The 16150-nt window shown below is 46.0% G+C and carries 13 protein-coding genes; all 13 read right to left on the bottom strand.

Annotated features, from left to right (window positions below; genetic code table 11):
- Nucleotides 1–128 precede the first annotated feature (128 nt).
- The 13 genes from I3255_RS02265 to I3255_RS02205 all read right to left on the bottom strand — a co-directional run bounded on the left by I3255_RS02265 (nucleotide 129) and on the right by I3255_RS02205 (nucleotide 15815).
- Nucleotides 129–1316 carry an isovaleryl-CoA dehydrogenase gene (locus I3255_RS02265; RefSeq protein WP_238036383.1) on the bottom strand — a complete coding sequence of 396 codons (1188 nt, stop codon included), beginning with the start codon at nucleotides 1314–1316 and terminating at the stop codon, nucleotides 129–131.
- 42 nt (nucleotides 1317–1358) lie between these two features.
- The gene (locus tag I3255_RS02260; protein WP_238036381.1) at nucleotides 1359–2294 is read right to left on the bottom strand and encodes a hydroxymethylglutaryl-CoA lyase; all 936 of its coding nucleotides are present in this window, start codon (nucleotides 2292–2294) and stop codon (nucleotides 1359–1361) included.
- Between the two features lie 14 nt (nucleotides 2295–2308).
- Nucleotides 2309–4429 carry an acetyl/propionyl/methylcrotonyl-CoA carboxylase subunit alpha gene (locus I3255_RS02255; protein WP_238036379.1) on the bottom strand — a complete coding sequence of 707 codons (2121 nt, stop codon included), beginning with the start codon at nucleotides 4427–4429 and terminating at the stop codon, nucleotides 2309–2311.
- Between the two features lie 77 nt (nucleotides 4430–4506).
- Nucleotides 4507–5325: an enoyl-CoA hydratase/isomerase family protein gene (locus tag I3255_RS02250; protein WP_238036378.1), complete on the bottom strand. Its 819-nt coding sequence runs from the start codon at nucleotides 5323–5325 to the stop codon at nucleotides 4507–4509.
- A gap of 172 nt (nucleotides 5326–5497) precedes the next feature.
- Nucleotides 5498–7108: a carboxyl transferase domain-containing protein gene (locus I3255_RS02245; RefSeq protein WP_238036376.1), complete on the bottom strand. Its 1611-nt coding sequence runs from the start codon at nucleotides 7106–7108 to the stop codon at nucleotides 5498–5500.
- Between the two features lie 129 nt (nucleotides 7109–7237).
- Nucleotides 7238–9016 carry an AMP-binding protein gene (locus I3255_RS02240; RefSeq protein WP_238036374.1) on the bottom strand — a complete coding sequence of 593 codons (1779 nt, stop codon included), beginning with the start codon at nucleotides 9014–9016 and terminating at the stop codon, nucleotides 7238–7240.
- 308 nt (nucleotides 9017–9324) lie between these two features.
- Nucleotides 9325–10581: an FAD-dependent oxidoreductase gene (locus I3255_RS02235; RefSeq protein ID WP_238036372.1), complete on the bottom strand. Its 1257-nt coding sequence runs from the start codon at nucleotides 10579–10581 to the stop codon at nucleotides 9325–9327.
- A 103-nt stretch (nucleotides 10582–10684) separates the two neighbouring features.
- A complete protein-coding gene (locus I3255_RS02230; RefSeq protein ID WP_238036370.1) occupies nucleotides 10685–11284 on the bottom strand; it encodes a DJ-1/PfpI family protein in 600 nt (199 codons plus the stop codon).
- A gap of 419 nt (nucleotides 11285–11703) precedes the next feature.
- Nucleotides 11704–12279, bottom strand: a complete 576-nt coding sequence (locus I3255_RS02225; RefSeq protein ID WP_238036368.1) for a hypothetical protein — start codon at nucleotides 12277–12279, stop codon at nucleotides 11704–11706.
- Between the two features lie 134 nt (nucleotides 12280–12413).
- Complete coding sequence (locus I3255_RS02220; RefSeq protein WP_238036534.1) at nucleotides 12414–13145, bottom strand: amino acid ABC transporter ATP-binding protein; 732 nt, start codon at nucleotides 13143–13145, stop codon at nucleotides 12414–12416.
- A gap of 174 nt (nucleotides 13146–13319) precedes the next feature.
- Nucleotides 13320–13988 (bottom strand): ABC transporter permease subunit, encoded by a 669-nt coding sequence (locus I3255_RS02215; protein ID WP_238036366.1) that lies wholly within the window; start codon nucleotides 13986–13988, stop codon nucleotides 13320–13322.
- Nucleotides 13985–14731 (bottom strand): amino acid ABC transporter permease, encoded by a 747-nt coding sequence (locus I3255_RS02210; protein ID WP_238036364.1) that lies wholly within the window; start codon nucleotides 14729–14731, stop codon nucleotides 13985–13987. The genes I3255_RS02215 and I3255_RS02210 overlap by 4 nt, the downstream gene beginning before the upstream one ends.
- 97 nt (nucleotides 14732–14828) lie before the next feature.
- On the bottom strand, nucleotides 14829–15815 hold the full coding sequence (locus I3255_RS02205; RefSeq protein WP_238036362.1) for a glutamate/aspartate ABC transporter substrate-binding protein: 987 nt from the start codon (nucleotides 15813–15815) through the stop codon (nucleotides 14829–14831).
- Between the last annotated feature and the right edge of the window lie 335 nt (nucleotides 15816–16150).

Here is a 16150-nt window from a genome sequence, read left to right as displayed (position 1 = left end):
TAGATAACTCAATATCATAATGTCACACTGACAAAAAAAGCAGCACGTTTAAAGCGTGCTGCTTTTTTTATATGTGCTTTTCTCTTTTGTAAGGTCAGAGCTTTGCTAGCTACTGCTTTAATCTTTTTTTATTTGGTCTCGTTAAACAGCTCACGACCGACCAGCATACGACGAATCTCGCTAGTACCTGCGCCAATCTCATACAGCTTAGCATCGCGCCAGTAGCGACCAAGCGGATATTCGTTGGTATAACCATTACCGCCAAATATTTGGATACCCTCACCCGCCATCCATGTGGCTTTTTCGGCGCACCATAAGATTACACTAGCACAGTCTTTGCGCACTTCTCGACTATGACCAGCGCCGCGCGCGTCTAGCATATCGAGGTTTTTACCCACGGTGTATAAGAAGCTGCGACCTGCTTGCAGAATGGTATACATGTCGGCGACTTTGCCTTGGATCAACTGAAACTCACCAATGGCTTGACCAAACTGCTTACGATCATGGATATAAGGCACGACATTGTCCATCACCGCTTGCATGATACCGATAGGACCTGCCGCCAATACCGCACGCTCATAATCTAGCCCGCTCATGAGTACTTTCACACCTTCGTTTAGGCCACCCAAGATATTATCGCTTGGTACGGTCACATTGTTAAAAGTCATCTCACCCGTATGGCTACCACGCATGCCAAGCTTGTCTAGCTTTTGCGCAGTACCAAACCCTTTCATACCTTTTTCAACGATAAAGGCGGTCATACCTTTAGCGCCCATCTCAGGATTGGTCTTGGCATAGACCACCATCACGTCCGCATCAGGGCCATTCGTGATCCACATCTTGCTACCGTTCAGCACGTAGCTGCCGTTTTTTTCTTCGGCTTTGAGCTTCATGCTGACGACATCTGAGCCAGCGCCTGTCTCACTCATTGCTAAGGCACCGATGAACTCACCGCTGATAAGCTTCGGCAGATATTTTTGCTTTTGTTCCTCAGAGCCGTTGCGTTTAATTTGGTTGATACATAGATTAGAGTGTGCACCATAGCTAAGCGCTACTGATGCTGAAGCACGGCTGATCTCTTCCATCGCGACCATATGGGCGACATAACCCATGTTAGAGCCACCGTACTCTTCAGGAACGGTAATACCATGTAGACCGAGGTCACCCATCTTTTGCCACAGATCCATGGGGAACTCGTCACTACTGTCAATCTCGGCAGCACGTGGGGCGATTTCATTTGCCGCAAACTGCTGCACGACATCACGTAGGGCGTCAATATCTTCGCCAAGCTGAAAATTCAATCCAGGTAAACTCATAACCATTCCTTGTTTTTAGTATTTAATTTTTACGATAATTTTTTAAGACTGACGCTTATTGATTAAGGCACGTGCCACATTTGAGCCATTTGGACGTTTTAAAAACGCACTAATACGTTCGCCTGCTACAACCAACTTATCCAAGTCGATACCCGTGCTGATACCCATACCATGCAACATATACACCACATCTTCGGTTGCGACATTACCCGTTGCGCCTTTGGCATACGGACAACCACCAAGGCCCGCCACCGAGGTATCAAATTCGCTGACACCCATTTGTAATGCCGCTAAGGTATTGCTGAGTGCTTGGCCATAAGTATCATGAAAGTGACCTGATAACATCGTGATATCAGCATATTCAAGCGCTGCTTGTAGGGTGCGCTGTACTTTGAGGGGTGTACCCACACCAATGGTATCAGCAATACCGATCTGCTCTGAACCGATCTCAATCAATCGCTTGGTTACATAAGCGACTTGGCTGGGGTCAATCTCCCCTTCATAAGGACAACCAACGGTACAAGAGATAACGCCTCGCACTTTAATACCTTGCGCTTTTGCTGCCGCGGCAACGGGCGCGAAACGCTCAATACTCTCATCGATACTGCAGTTGATATTTTTTTGGCAAAAGGTTTCGCTGGCTGAGCCAAAAATAACGATTTCATCAGGACGGTATGCAATCGCATTGTCAAAGCCGCGCATATTGGGCACGAGTACCGAGTAGCAAACGTCCGTCTGCCGCGTCGGTGCTAGCGCATCCAGTAACGCGCTGTTATCACCCATTTGTGGTACCCACTTAGGCGAGACAAAACTGGTCGCCTCAAGCTTTTTAATCCCTGCATCAATTAAATCATTGATAAGCGTTTGCTTAACCTCAGTCGGCACCGTCATAGATTCGTTTTGCAATCCATCACGCGGACTGACATCGACGATGGTGACATGGCTTGGATACGAATGGTTTGGATACGAGATACTCATTTTTATAGTCCTTTTTACTGACTGCTTTCACTATCGATGCGCAATAGCTCATCACCATCAGCAACCAAATCACCTGCTGCAAATAATAACTCTGCTACCACACCATCCGTCGGTGCGGTAATGGTATGTTCGATTTTCATGGCCTCAATGACCGCAAGCGGCTCACCTTTTTTGACCGTGTCGCCTACCGCAACTTTAAAGGCAACCACTTGACCTGGCATCGGCGACTTCAAACTGCCAACCGCTGCTGTGTCTTCGCCCACATGTGCCATGATGTCAATTAAAGTGATTTCATCGCGTCCGCTATTTGTGAACACATAAACTGTCTCATTATTGACCCAGCTCTGGGCACTGATACGTGTATCCTCTAACCATAAGGTATGATTGTGCGCGTCACTGCTATCATAGCTGATCTGACCTTCATAAACCGTTTCGGTCTGAGCGGCTACATTGATATTGCGATCATCCTGCGCATTCGCGATTTCTTTGCCAATGACAAGCGCAAAGCTACTGAGATTTTCGCAGCCCTTTTTACGATCAGCGCCACTCGCATTGTGCCAATTGCTGATACGGGCATAATAGGACTGCTCATCATACACCAAGCTAAAGGAGCGAGTATAATCGCTATAAGCACGGAACCCTGTCGGCTTACTAAAGGGGTCATTGTCTGTCTTTTGTGATACAGCCTCACTCGCTAGCTGCTGCGCGATAGCTGTTACCACAAGCGTGGATAATCCAAGCGGATGCTGATCAAACAGCTTATCCTGCTCGCGCTCTATCAGCGCCGTATCGAGATTGGCTGTGCTGAATGAATCGGTATTTAAAATATAACGCAAAAATGCCACATTATTTGGCAGACCGACGATACGCGTCTGCTCCAATGCTCGATCGAGTCTTGCCAGTGCTTGCTCGCGTGTGGGCGCATGGACGATAAGCTTGGCAATCATAGAATCATAAAAAGGGCTGATCACATCACCCTCACGTACGCCATCATCGATACGCACATCAGCGCCGTTTTTATCAATGACAAAGGTGCTATGCTCAGGCTTTTGATAAGTGAATAATGTCCCTGTCGCTGGCAAGAAGTTGTTGTCAGGGTTTTCAGCACAGATACGCGCTTCAATTGCATGACCGTTGATAGCCAAATCATCTTGTGTTTTTGGCAATGACTGACCCGCAGCGACCAATAGCTGCCACTCGACCAAATCCACACCAGTAATGGCTTCACTAACGGGATGCTCAACTTGCAAGCGCGTGTTCATCTCCATGAAGTAGAAGTTCATCGTGCCTTCGCGCTGCTCAACGATGAACTCAACTGTGCCTGCGCCAACGTAATCAACCGCACGTGCTGCTTCGATTGCGGCTGTGCCCATCGCTTGACGCATGGCCGTATCGACACCTGGTGCCGGCGCTTCTTCTAATACTTTTTGATGGCGACGCTGTACCGAGCAATCACGCTCAAACAAATGCACATAATTGCCATGCGTATCACCAAATACTTGGATTTCGATATGACGTGGTTTTAGCGCATATTTCTCGATCAACACTTGATCATTGCCAAAACTGGTAATCGCTTCACGGCGACACGAGTCAAGCAAGTCAATAAAGTCACTGCTTTGCTCAACGATACGCATGCCTTTACCGCCGCCGCCTGCACTCGCTTTGATCAATACTGGATAACCAATAGCATCTGCTTGCTGCTGCAAAAACTGTGCATCTTGATTGTCACCGTGATAGCCGGGTATCAGCGGCACACCAGCGGCCTCCATCAAGCGCTTGGACTCAGACTTGCCGCCCATGGCGCGAATCGCATCAGCAGACGGTCCGATAAAGACCAAGCCAGCATCTTGGCAAGACTGTGCAAAATTGGCGTTTTCACTTAAGAATCCATAGCCTGGATGAATGGCCTCAGCGCCTGCTTGCTTAGCAATAGCAATAATGGCATCACCTTTGAGATAGCTGTCTTTTGGTGCCGAACCGCCCAAATAAACTGCCTCATCACAGACAGCCACGTGCTTGGCCTCGCGGTCAGCATCAGAATAAACAGCGACGGTACTGACGCCAAGACGTTTGGCAGTCGCGGCCACTCGGCAAGCAATTTCACCACGGTTGGCGATTAGAATTTTAGAAAACATAACTATCCCTGTATCTTGTCGTTGTTATTTGACGTCTTGTCTGTTTGCCCATTTATCTATCATTATTCTGCTGCTAGTTAGTCTGCCGTTAGCCAATCAGGCTTACGCTTTTGCAAAAAGGCTTGCACGCCCTCGCGGCCTTGTGTTGATGAGCGAATATCAGCAATTCCTTTGACCGTGTCGGCAATCAGCTCATCAGTAATGGGCGCGCCAGCGACATCGTGTAATAGCTGCTTGCAGGTTTTGACTGCATCCGGGCTATTTTTGACCATTTTGGCACAAAGTGTCGCTACTTCATCATCTAACCACTCTTCGCTCACGCGCTCATGGATAAAACCAAGCTGACGTGCTTTTTTGGCATCAAACACCTCAGCACTTAAGAAGTAACGCTGCGCAGCTCTAGCGCCCATCGCTCGGACGACATAAGGACTGATGGTCGCAGGCGCCAATCCCAAACGCACTTCGCTGAGACAAAAATTAGCAATCTTCACAGCGATGGCCACATCACAAACGGCAACTAACCCCATACCACCGGCATAAACATCACCTTGGATTGCTGCAATCGTAGGCTTAGGGCATTCATAAATCGTCTTGAGCATTTGCGCCAATTTATCCGCATCCGCTAAATTCTCCTCATAGCTATAGTCCGCCATGGCGCGCATCCAATTAAGATCAGCACCCGCACAAAACGCTTTGCCAGCAGCAGCGAGCACCACAACACGTACATTGTCATCAGTGCCGAGCTTGGTAAAGGCATCGGTTAACTCGGCTATCATTTCATCATTAAAGGCATTACGTATCTCAGGACGATTCAATGTCACCGTAGCCACATGCTGCTCAACGCTGACCAACAGGCTTTTATAATCATTACTATTTTTTGATTTTGCTTCTTTCATAACTTTCTCTATCTTCCTATTCGTATATCTGTGTAAATACTTAGCCCAACGTTTGGGTCATCCATCATAATGTTCATATAAGAAAGTAAGATGTCAAAACCCGATGTCGCGGTAGAATCGTATTTAAAAAATTGTCGCACCACTCTCTCATTATGAGCAGACATTGGAACGCTTACATTCTAAAGACACCGAAAGCCGTCTCTTCAATCGGAGCGTTATAGGCAGCGCTCAGTCCCAATGCCAATACATGACGGGTATCAGCAGGGTCAATCACGCCATCATCCCACAGGCGCGCGGTGGCATAATACGGATGGCCTTGCGCTTCATACATCTCACGAATAGGCGCTTTAAAAGCCGCTTCGTCTTCCTCACTCCACGCCTCCCCCTTGCGATCAAAGTTATCACGCTTGACCGTTGCCAGTACTGAGGCTGCTTGCTCACCGCCCATGACAGAGATACGCGCATTTGGCCACATCCATAAGAAACGCGGGCTATAAGCGCGGCCACACATGCCGTAGTTACCCGCGCCGAACGAGCCACCAACGATGACGGTAAATTTCGGTACTTTGGCATTAGCAACTGCCATCACCATCTTGGCACCGTGGCGGGCAATGCCTTCGTTTTCGTATTTACGCCCAACCATAAAGCCTGTGATATTCTGCAAAAATACCAATGGAATTTTGCGCTTACAGCATAGCTCGATGAAGTGCGTGCCTTTTTGCGCTGACTCACTAAACAGAATGCCGTTATTAGCGATAATACCGACGGGCATCCCTTCGATATGGGCAAACCCACAAACCAACGTCGTGCCAAAACGTGCTTTGAATTCATCAAAGGCACTGTCATCAACGATACGCGCGATGATTTCTTTGATATCAAATGGCTTGCGCTTGTCCGTTGGAATCACGCCGTACAGCTCTTTGGCATCATAACGTGGTGGCTTAGGAGCAATTTGATTGGGAATATTTTTAGCAGGGCGATTGAGATGACTGACGATATTACGGGCGATGGATAACGCATGCGTGTCGTTTTGCGCTAAGTGATCGACCACGCCTGAGAGCCGCGTATGGACATCGCCGCCGCCCAAATCCTCTGCGGTCACCTCTTCACCCGTTGCTGCTTTGACGAGCGGCGGACCACCCAAAAAGATGGTGCCTTGCTCTTTGACAATAATAGATTCATCGCTCATCGCAGGCACATACGCGCCGCCAGCCGTACAGCTACCCATGACCACCGCGATTTGCGGTATACCTGCCGCACTCAGATTGGCTTGGTTAAAAAAGATACGGCCAAAATGCTCTTTATCAGGGAACACGTCATCTTGGTTCGGTAAGTTGGCACCACCTGAATCGACCAAATAAACGCACGGCAAATGATTTTCTTGTGCAATTTCTTGCGCACGTAGATGTTTTTTGACCGTCATTGGGTAGTACGTGCCGCCTTTTACCGTGGCATCATTACAAACGATCATACATTCAATACCATTGATACGACCGATACCGGCAATCACGCCAGCCGCTGGAATCTCTTCGCCATACATGTCATGCGCTGCCATCGGCGCCACTTCCAAAAATGGCGTACCCACATCAAGCAAACGCTCGACACGCTCACGTGGTAGCAGCTTGCCGCGTGCTAGATGCTTGGCACGTGCGCGCTCTGAGCCGCCTTGGGCGACTTTACGCAGGTGCACATACAGGTCATCGACAATCTCTTGCATCGCTGCACTGTTTTGCTGAAAGTCGCTTGAGTTTGGACTCAGTTTACTGGTTATGATAGCGCTCATGATATCCCTTTTTCTTTGATACATAGATACGTAAATGCGAGTAGCTTTTTATATGAATGATGCTCACTGCTATTTTTTAAGTATGACTCACATAGTTCATCTTTAGTGTTTTAGAGCTGATAAGTTAGCTTACGATAAACCCAACTCTTCTTTCATTTGCTCAATAATTTTATACTTTTGAATCTTGCCCGTGATGGTCATTGGATACTCAGTGACAAAGCGATAGTAAGCAGGCACTTTATAATGAGCGATATGCTCACTGCAGAATTCACGGACTTCTTCTTCCGTCAAGCAGCCCGGCTCTTTAGGAATTATCCACGCTGCGAGCACTTCGCCATAACGCTCATCAGGTATGCCGACGATTTGCACATCGCGAATTTTTGGATGACGGTAAAGATAGTTTTCGATTTCTACCGGATAGATGTTTTCGCCACCGCGAATCACCATGTCTTTACTACGACCGACGATTTTTACGTAGCCGTCTTCATCCATCGTGGCCAAATCACCCGTATGCATCCAGCCATCTTGAATGGCTTCGCGCGTTTTAAAACGGCTACCCCAATAGCCTTTCATCACTGAATAGCCACGCGTGAGTAGCTCGCCAGTCTCCCCTATAGGCACAATCTCACCCGTCTCAGTATCAATAACCTTGACCTCAAGCGCTGGTTGCACCAGTCCGACGGTCGAGACTTGCTTATCAAGTGGCGTGTGCTCATTGGTCTGGCAAGACACTGGACTGGTCTCTGTCATACCATAAGCGATAGTAACTTCACTCATGTGCATCTTGTCGATGACACGGCGCATGACTTCAATCGGGCAACTAGAACCTGCCATGATGCCCGTACGCAGGGTAGACAAATCAAAATTTTCAAATTCAGGATGATCAAGCTCGGCGATAAACATCGTGGGTACGCCATGTAGACCTGTACATTTCTCTTCTTCGACGGCTTTTAATACCGTTAATGGCTCAAAACCATCGTTTGGATATACGATACAACCGCCGTGCGTCAAAATTGCGAGATTACCAAGCACCATACCAAAGCAATGATACAGCGGTACTGGGATGCATAGTCTATCGGCTTCCGTGAGATTCATGGCCTCACCGATGAAGTAACCGTTATTTAAAATATTGCGATGGCTGAGCGTTGCGCCTTTTGGTGTACCTGTCGTGCCACTAGTGAACTGCACGTTGATGGCATCGGTATTTTTGAGTTGAGCTTGACGCTCGGAAACACGGGGATCGTTGGCATCGCCTTCCGCCATCCATGCAGAGAATTTTTGCATAAAGCCAAAGGTCTCGTCCGACTCTGGCTCATCAATCCAAATGATACGCTCGATCGTTGGAATCTCAACCAAATCAAGCTGGGTGTAATCTTTATGATAAATCTCAGGACAGAGCTCACGAATCAGGCTGGCGTAGTCACTGGTTTTAAAATGGCGCATAAGCACCAGCGCTGAGCAGCCGAGTTTGTTCAAGGCATATTGCAGCTCAAAGGTACGGTAGGCAGGATTGATATTGACGAGGATAACGCCGACTTTTGCAGTCGCCAATTGCATCAGTAGCCATTCAGCATTGTTGTGTGACCAGATACCGATACGATCGCCAATCTCAAGCCCCATCTCAATCATACTGCTGGCTAGCTGATTGACCTGCTTCTGTAGCTCGCGGTATGTCCAGCGGATGTTTTGATGACAGACGACCAGCGCTTCACGCTCGGGATATTTGGACACGATAGCATCAAAAAAGTCACCGATGGTCGCTTCAATCAGCGGTACATCAGGACCTTTATCATAACTTTGAGTGAGCGGCGCATTTGCTGATCGTGCGCCCATATTGATACTAGGGATATTATCTAAAATAGCATCGAAATCAACGTGAGTCGCATCGAAATTAGAATTTTGAGTCATAACGAGTCCTTTCGTTTTACTTTTTATAGTATTTATAGATAGTGCTGATTAATCGCTGACAAGCAAACCTTCTTCCTTGATTCGGTCTGATATAGCATTTAGCTACTATAACGCTATAAATGAAAGCATGTCAACAATATCAATACGGTATGTATCATTTAATTGAATACTCTATATTCATGCTTAGTAAAAGGTAACATAAAATCATGGCAAATATTTGACACAAAAAAGCCAGCCGCATCATCAATAATGGGCTGGCTCAATCATTAGCGCTGTCTTTTACGCTTACTTTTCAGCAGAGTCTATCGTTATGCTTTAGTAATGGCAGGCGCTTTGATCGTCACGGTTGCACTCACCGCATCATTATCATCCAGCAAATCCATGATGAGTTCATCATCGCTTTCCGTCTTCACTTGCCAATTACCAGCCGCATTTGGCACACCCGTTACCATCACCGAAATCGCTTTGTTCTTTAGACGAATCATCGGTGGCTTATGGTCATAACCGCTGTGCTCATGGCCTAAAATATCATCAGCGATGGTCGCAGCCTGTGCGCGTAATGGTGCTACATAGCGACACGCAACCCCATTGATCGACATGCAATCACCAATGGCATAGATGTGTGCAGTGTCGGTGCGCAATGTCGATTCATCAACCACGATACCGGTACGACGGTCAAACTCAACGCCCGCTGCCGCTGGTAATTGCCCGTCGACGGTCAGACCTGTACTGGCAATCACATGATCGACAATCAATGGCTCAGGTTGCTCTGCATCGGTATTATCTTCAGTTGAGGCAAGCGGTGCGTAGTCTACTCTTAGCTTTTTGCTATCGCTGCTGTCGTCATTGCCACTTACGCGGGTGACAGCAGACACTTGAGAGCCGCCCAAAAACTGGATACCTTGTGATTCAATCGCTTTGGCGATACGTGCCGTCGCTTTGGCTGGGAGCATTTGTGATAGTGGCGCATCATTCAAATCAATCAAGGTCACTTGATGACCCGCTTTTAGCAAATCTTCCGCGATTTCTGTCCCCACCATACCAGCACCAACGATGGCAACGTGCTGACTACCGGTTGCCAGCTTCTCTTGTAGCTGACCGAATTGCTCAATGTGATTGACATGCCAAACCAAATCCTCTGGTAAGCTTTTAGGGAAAATAGGATGCGCACCCATCGCCAGTACCAACTTACCATAGCTGATCGTCGCATAATCCGTGTGGGCTGGATCTGGCCTATTAGCAGAGATAAGCTGTAACTGCTGGGTGGCCGTATCAATGTCTGTAACCTGTGTGTCGGCAAGCAACGTCACGCCTGCGGTTTTTGCCGCATCGCTACCAGATGCCCGTACCAAGTCTGATGCGCGCTTGTTTTGGCTGATCGCCATGGTGAGCATCGGCTTGTGATAACGGTCGCCACTATCGGAGGTGATCAAGGTGATCGGAATCTCTGAATCTTTTGCACGAATCGCATCAATCACATGCCAGCCTGCCAGACCTGCGCCAATGATGACGACGCCATTTTTTGATGAGGTTGCTGGTGTTATAGATTGGTTTTCTGCGCTCATAGTAGCTCCACTATAAATAAGAGATCGTTTTAATTATCGATAACAATGACCGCTATTGTATCAGTAAACAGACATGCACTCACTCATCTATCCAGTAACTTGCTTAATCAATGTCGAATTCCATACGATGGGCGGTTGCGTGCTTGGTTTGGTTATCTACGAGCTTTTCGATACAGTACAGACTGGCATGGATACCCGCGCTTATCCCTGCTGATGTAACGATATTACGCATATCATCACTAGCATCAACATAACGGGTATGAGCGATCACCTCCACATCTGGGTACGAGGCTAAGTTGTCCAAATCCATCCAATGTGTGGTTGCCGCTCGACCAGCGAGCAACCCTACTTTTGCTAGCAGCAGCGCGCCTGTACATACCGACAGCGTCAGCTCAGCGACGCTTGCTTGCGCGATAATCCAATCGAGCACTATCTGATTGTGTATCTCTACTTTTTCGGCACCATAACCCCCAGGGATGACGAGTACATCGATATCTGGATGATTGGCAAAACTATAATCAGGAATCGCCTTCAGGCCATTTCTAGCAGAGATCGGCGCTGGGTGCTCAGCAATAGTGATCACATTAAAGTGCTTATTATTTGATTTATTCTCAGCCAGTGAGAACACCTCAAAAGGCCCAGCAAAATCTAATACCTCTACTTCATTAAATAGCAGTATGCCAACGGTTCGCTTTAACGTCATAGTTCATCCTAATTAGGTTTGGTTAGGTTAATATCGTTAAATAATATGACAAGCCTCCAGTCTTAACTTGGTTTGTGCGACAAGCGTCACTTGAGGTTACTCTTTGTATGATTATAAGTAATGAAGCTTTCTTTTTGCGAAAAAAGAGCTATCAGGCCTACGTCTGATAGCTCTTTCGAATTCTAAGAGTTCAAATCTAGATGAACGTATTTTTCTTATGACTAATCATCCTTATCATTACTTTTCCTATCGGATTGCTTAACTGTGAGATGTTCCATTACAAAAGTTGTTACAACTGTCGATTTATTATGTGAAGCCTCTTGTCGTACGGGCTGATTGTCACCCTTGACAGAGCTTACAGGGACAGTATCAATATCACGTTCGGGTTCGTATTTATTAGACATTTTACTTCCTGTAATTTAATTAGTGAAAATAAAGCTGATCGCTAGGAAAACAGCCATAATAAAAGAAGCAGCGAAATAAGCAATTAGGAATTTATAAGCATAATCTAAACTCTTTGCTTTTTTACCGTTAACTAATCTGTACTGACTTATAGAACGTCGATAAGCTTGTAGAAAATTAAGATAGATAGTATTGAAATTCTTATTACCTGCCTCTTCGATATTTCCATCAGAGATTTCTAGTACAGGTCGTTCTGACATTGAGTACGTCGCGAGAACGAAGAACAAAGATGTTAGAATTGAACACAACGCTAAAAAAATTGATAAAACCACATATGGATTAAATAGATTACTACTATTAGAGTAAATCCAATATAAAATTGTCGAAGTAGATGGTAACAAGAATGAAATCAAAGTCAAAATCCTTGAGGATTTTTCTTCAAGAAATCTATAACGTGAGACCTCATCGTCATAAAGTTTAGCAGAAACGTCTAATAAGGTCTTATAATTGCTTGGTTCAGTTACGCTAACTAAGTCCTTTAGCTTATCGGCCAAATCACTAAAGAAGCCTACTACCGATCTAATTTCTTTCATATTAAACATATCTATATAGCGTGGGTGTCTTTACCTAACATCTTAACTTTTTAGTACAGTGGATAAAAAATACTTTTGAGGAAATATTTTCTTATAGAAAGCAGTGTTAGCAATAGTCGCAAATCAAAGTTTGGTTAATGATTCAAAATTTTCGATAAGAACATCTGCGCACGATCACTTTTTGCGCCTTCAAAGAACTCATCTTTGCTACAGTTTTCGACGATATGCCCTTCATCCATAAAGATAATACGGTTGGCGACCTGACTGGCAAAGCCCATTTCGTGGGTCACACACATCATGGTCATGCCATCACGAGTCAGCTCGACCATGACATCGAGCACCTCTTGAATCATCTCAGGATCGAGCGCAGAGGTTGGCTCATCAAACAGCATTGCCACAGGGTCCATAGCCAGTGCACGAGCAATCGCGACGCGCTGCTGCTGACCGCCCGATAGCTCCGCTGGATATTTAGCCGCTTGTACCGTCAGACCGACGCGGTCTAGATACGCCATCGCCTTTTGCTTGGCTTCACTCTCTTTACGGCCCAATACTTTGATCTGTGCCACTGTCAGATTATCAATGATGGTCAAATGCGGAAACAATTCAAAATGCTGAAACACCATGCCGACACGGCTACGTAATTTAGGCAGATTTGTTTTTGAATCACCGACAGAGATACCATTGACCATAATCTCACCTTTTTGAAAAGGCTCAAGTCCATTGACTGTCTTAATCAACGTCGATTTACCACTACCTGAAGGGCCACAAACCACGACCACATCCCCTTTATGCACGTGCGCAGTACAGTCAGTTAGTACCTGAAAGTCTCCATACCACTTGCTGACATTTGATATTTGAATGACCATCTCATCAGTCGCATGGCCATTGTTAGTAACCAGTCCACCAAAGGAATTTATGTATGTATCAGCATTGCTCATCACTGGCTCCTAACCACATTATTATCGGTAACCGTCGTTTAAAAATTAAATCAAAACACCAAACCACAATCTTAACGCTCAAAACCCTAAGCGAGATATCTATTAAAACCGCAAGCGTTTTTGTAGTTGTTGCACACCAATCGATGCACTTAAGCTAATCACAAAGTAGACAGCGCCAGCACCTAAGATATAAGGTGTGAGTAATCCCATAAGCTCACCACGGACGTAGGCTGCGCGGAAAAAGTCGGTCAAACCAATCGCAAATACCAATGTCGTATCTTGGAACAAGATAATACACTGCTGCAAAATCAGCGGTAGCATTTTGCGAAAGGCCTGCGGCAAGATGACCAGACGCATGGTCTGCCCATAAGTCATGCCGAGCGCTTTAGCAGCATTGACCTGCCCGCTACCAATCGATTGGATACCTGCACGCACCACTTCTGAGAAGTAAGCCGCCTCAAACATCATAAAGGCGACCACACAAGAGGCAAACGCAGCATCGAGTTGCAAATATTTACCCGCTACCCAAAGATAAATCATCGGTACGGCAAAGTAGAACCACAGTAACACCAATAGCAGCGGCACGGAGCGAAAGTAATTGACATATAGCTTTGCTGGAATCTCAAGCGCTTTAATACCTGACAAGCGCATCAATGCCAATATGGTGCCTAAGCTGATACCACCAATGATTGCCAAAAACAGCACTTTTAAGGTGGTTATCATGCCGCCCATCAAACCAGGATAGGCTGTTGCCAATTCGGTCATATTCATTTCTGACCTCCCGCAATAAGCCCAGGTACACGCAATTTACGTTCAATGAGTCCCATAATAGCGATCAAAGATAAATTGAAAACCAAATAGACAATCGTCGCGTAAGTATATATCTCGATACTATTCTGCGTATATTCACTGATGGTTTTTGTTTGACTAATCAGCTCCATTACCCCAACCAAGGAAGCCACAGAGGCGTTTTTGAAACAGTTGGTCAGCTCCGAGCTAAGCGGCGGCAAGATAATACGAAAGGCTTGCGGCAGTAGCACTTCTTTATAAACTTGCGAAATACTAAAACCCAATGCATATGCGGCATTGGTCTGCCCATCAGGTAGCGACTCGATACCCGTCCGTACTTGCTCAACAATACGAGCAGCGGTAAATAAGCCAAGACCGATACTCGCTGACAGCATGGCTGAGGTATTCGGAGACAAGTCCTTATACCACCATTCTTGTATCGTGGGCGTCAGCCAGCCGGGTGCGATGTAAAACCAAAAGAACAATTGTACTAGCAGTGGAATATTGCGAAAGAATGTCACATAAGCCGTACCAATCGTACGAGCAGTCTTATTAGGTAAGGTGCGCATGATACCAAAGATGGTACCCACGACCATCGCAATGGCCCAGGCGATACTACCAATCAATAGCAGCCAGCCAAGACCTGTAATCATCCAATGGATATAAAGCTCGTTACCGATACCAGTTTGCTCAAAGAGCACACCCCAGTTCCAGCTATAATTCATGGTTGTCTCTCCGAGCAACGATTGATAAGCCTATACGTCAAATAAAATTACTGGTTATCTGAACGTATAGGCAAGCTATATTGAGGGACAATGAGCGTTACTGCGCTGCTGCTTCTTTAGGCTGAGCGCTGTCATGTGGATTGGCAATCAAGGCCTTTAAGTTATCTGACATCTCAAAGTTTAGATTGACGTTCTTTGGCGGGATTGGGTTCAAGAACCATTTGTCATAGATACTATTGATTTCGCCTGAGCTAAAGACATTGGCCAGCGCTTCATCGACCACAGCTTTAAATTCAGGATCGTCTTTACGCATCATACAGCCATAAATCTCAAACGATTGTGGCTCACCCACGATAACCCATTCATCAGGATTTTTTGCTTTGGCTTTTTCGCCCGCGAGCAATACATCATCCATCATAAAGGCATCAGCACGACCATTTTCTAACATCAAGAAGGCTTCGCCGTGGTCTTTTGCTGAGATGATGTTCATATCCATTTTGTTGTCATCATTGTACTGACGGATATAACGCTCTGAGGTCGTACCTGCCGTGGTGACTAGGGTTTTACCTTTTAGGTCTTCAAAATTCTGAATACCAGAGTCTTTTTTGGTCAACAGACGCGTACCAATCTCAAAGAAACCATTAGAGAAGGCGACTTGTTTTTGGCGCTCTTCGTTGTTGGTGGTTGAGCCACACTCAAAATCTACCGTGCCGTTTTGTACCAATGGGATACGCGTTTGTGAGGTAATCAAGTTATAACGGACGTTGAGGTCTGGCATGTTTAGCTTTTGCTTCACTGCTTCGACGACTTTCATTTCTAAATCGTGTGCATAGCCGATAGGCTGGTTCGGATCATCAGCAATATAAGAAAATGGAATAGAGGAGTCACGGTGACCGACAACGATGGTGCCAGAGTCTTTGATTTTTTGTAGCGTGCCGTTGGTATCCGTGGCAGCAGCTTCTGTCGTGGTGGCATCATCTGCAGCTGGCGCTTCGGCTGTGGTCTGGCTACTGTTGTTACAGCCAACTGAGCCCAATGCCATAAAGGCCGCCAAAGTCAACGGTTTAGAAAATAAGTGGGTCATGGAATACATCCTTTTATCACAAGCTTTTATCACAAGATTGAATGAGTGCTTTGAAGACACGAGTCTGATTGACCGACCTCATTGCTCCGCATCCGTACGGTTGTTGCTGTTGTTTGTCACAATGCAACTCAATGTTACTGTACAACAAATTTGTGTTAGATGGTAAATTTTTTTTAAAGGAAATGATATTTTGGAATATATTTATTTTTTACCCAAAAACCGCTGGTACCCAATTACTGCATCACTATAGAAATGGACAGATAGCTGACTTATTCATATCTAGATTTGTCCCTCATTGGTACATGTAATCAAGAAAACATTGTGATCATAATATT

The organism is Psychrobacter sp. Ps6 (assembly GCF_022129235.1).
Lineage (GTDB): Bacteria > Pseudomonadota > Gammaproteobacteria > Pseudomonadales > Moraxellaceae > Psychrobacter.
This window is presented reverse-complemented; position numbering and strand designations above follow the sequence as displayed.

Bases quoted from the DNA above. Each gene is read 5' to 3' on its own strand.
- I3255_RS02240 (WP_238036374.1), bottom strand. From the start codon at position 9,016: ATGACTCAAAATTCTAATTTCGATGCGACTCACGTTGATTTCGATGCT.
- I3255_RS02265 (WP_238036383.1), bottom strand. From the start codon at position 1,316: ATGAGTTTACCTGGATTGAATTTTCAGCTTGGCGAAGATATTGACGCC.
- I3255_RS02250 (WP_238036378.1), bottom strand. From the start codon at position 5,325: ATGAAAGAAGCAAAATCAAAAAATAGTAATGATTATAAAAGCCTGTTG.
- I3255_RS02220 (WP_238036534.1), bottom strand. From the start codon at position 13,145: ATGGTCATTCAAATATCAAATGTCAGCAAGTGGTATGGAGACTTTCAG.
- I3255_RS02225 (WP_238036368.1), bottom strand. From the start codon at position 12,279: ATGAAAGAAATTAGATCGGTAGTAGGCTTCTTTAGTGATTTGGCCGAT.
- I3255_RS02210 (WP_238036364.1), bottom strand. From the start codon at position 14,731: ATGAATTATAGCTGGAACTGGGGTGTGCTCTTTGAGCAAACTGGTATC.
- I3255_RS02260 (WP_238036381.1), bottom strand. From the start codon at position 2,294: ATGAGTATCTCGTATCCAAACCATTCGTATCCAAGCCATGTCACCATC.
- I3255_RS02255 (WP_238036379.1), bottom strand. From the start codon at position 4,429: ATGTTTTCTAAAATTCTAATCGCCAACCGTGGTGAAATTGCTTGCCGA.
- I3255_RS02230 (WP_238036370.1), bottom strand. From the start codon at position 11,284: ATGACGTTAAAGCGAACCGTTGGCATACTGCTATTTAATGAAGTAGAG.
- I3255_RS02205 (WP_238036362.1), bottom strand. From the start codon at position 15,815: ATGACCCACTTATTTTCTAAACCGTTGACTTTGGCGGCCTTTATGGCA.
- I3255_RS02245 (WP_238036376.1), bottom strand. From the start codon at position 7,108: ATGAGCGCTATCATAACCAGTAAACTGAGTCCAAACTCAAGCGACTTT.
- I3255_RS02215 (WP_238036366.1), bottom strand. From the start codon at position 13,988: ATGAATATGACCGAATTGGCAACAGCCTATCCTGGTTTGATGGGCGGC.
- I3255_RS02235 (WP_238036372.1), bottom strand. From the start codon at position 10,581: ATGAGCGCAGAAAACCAATCTATAACACCAGCAACCTCATCAAAAAAT.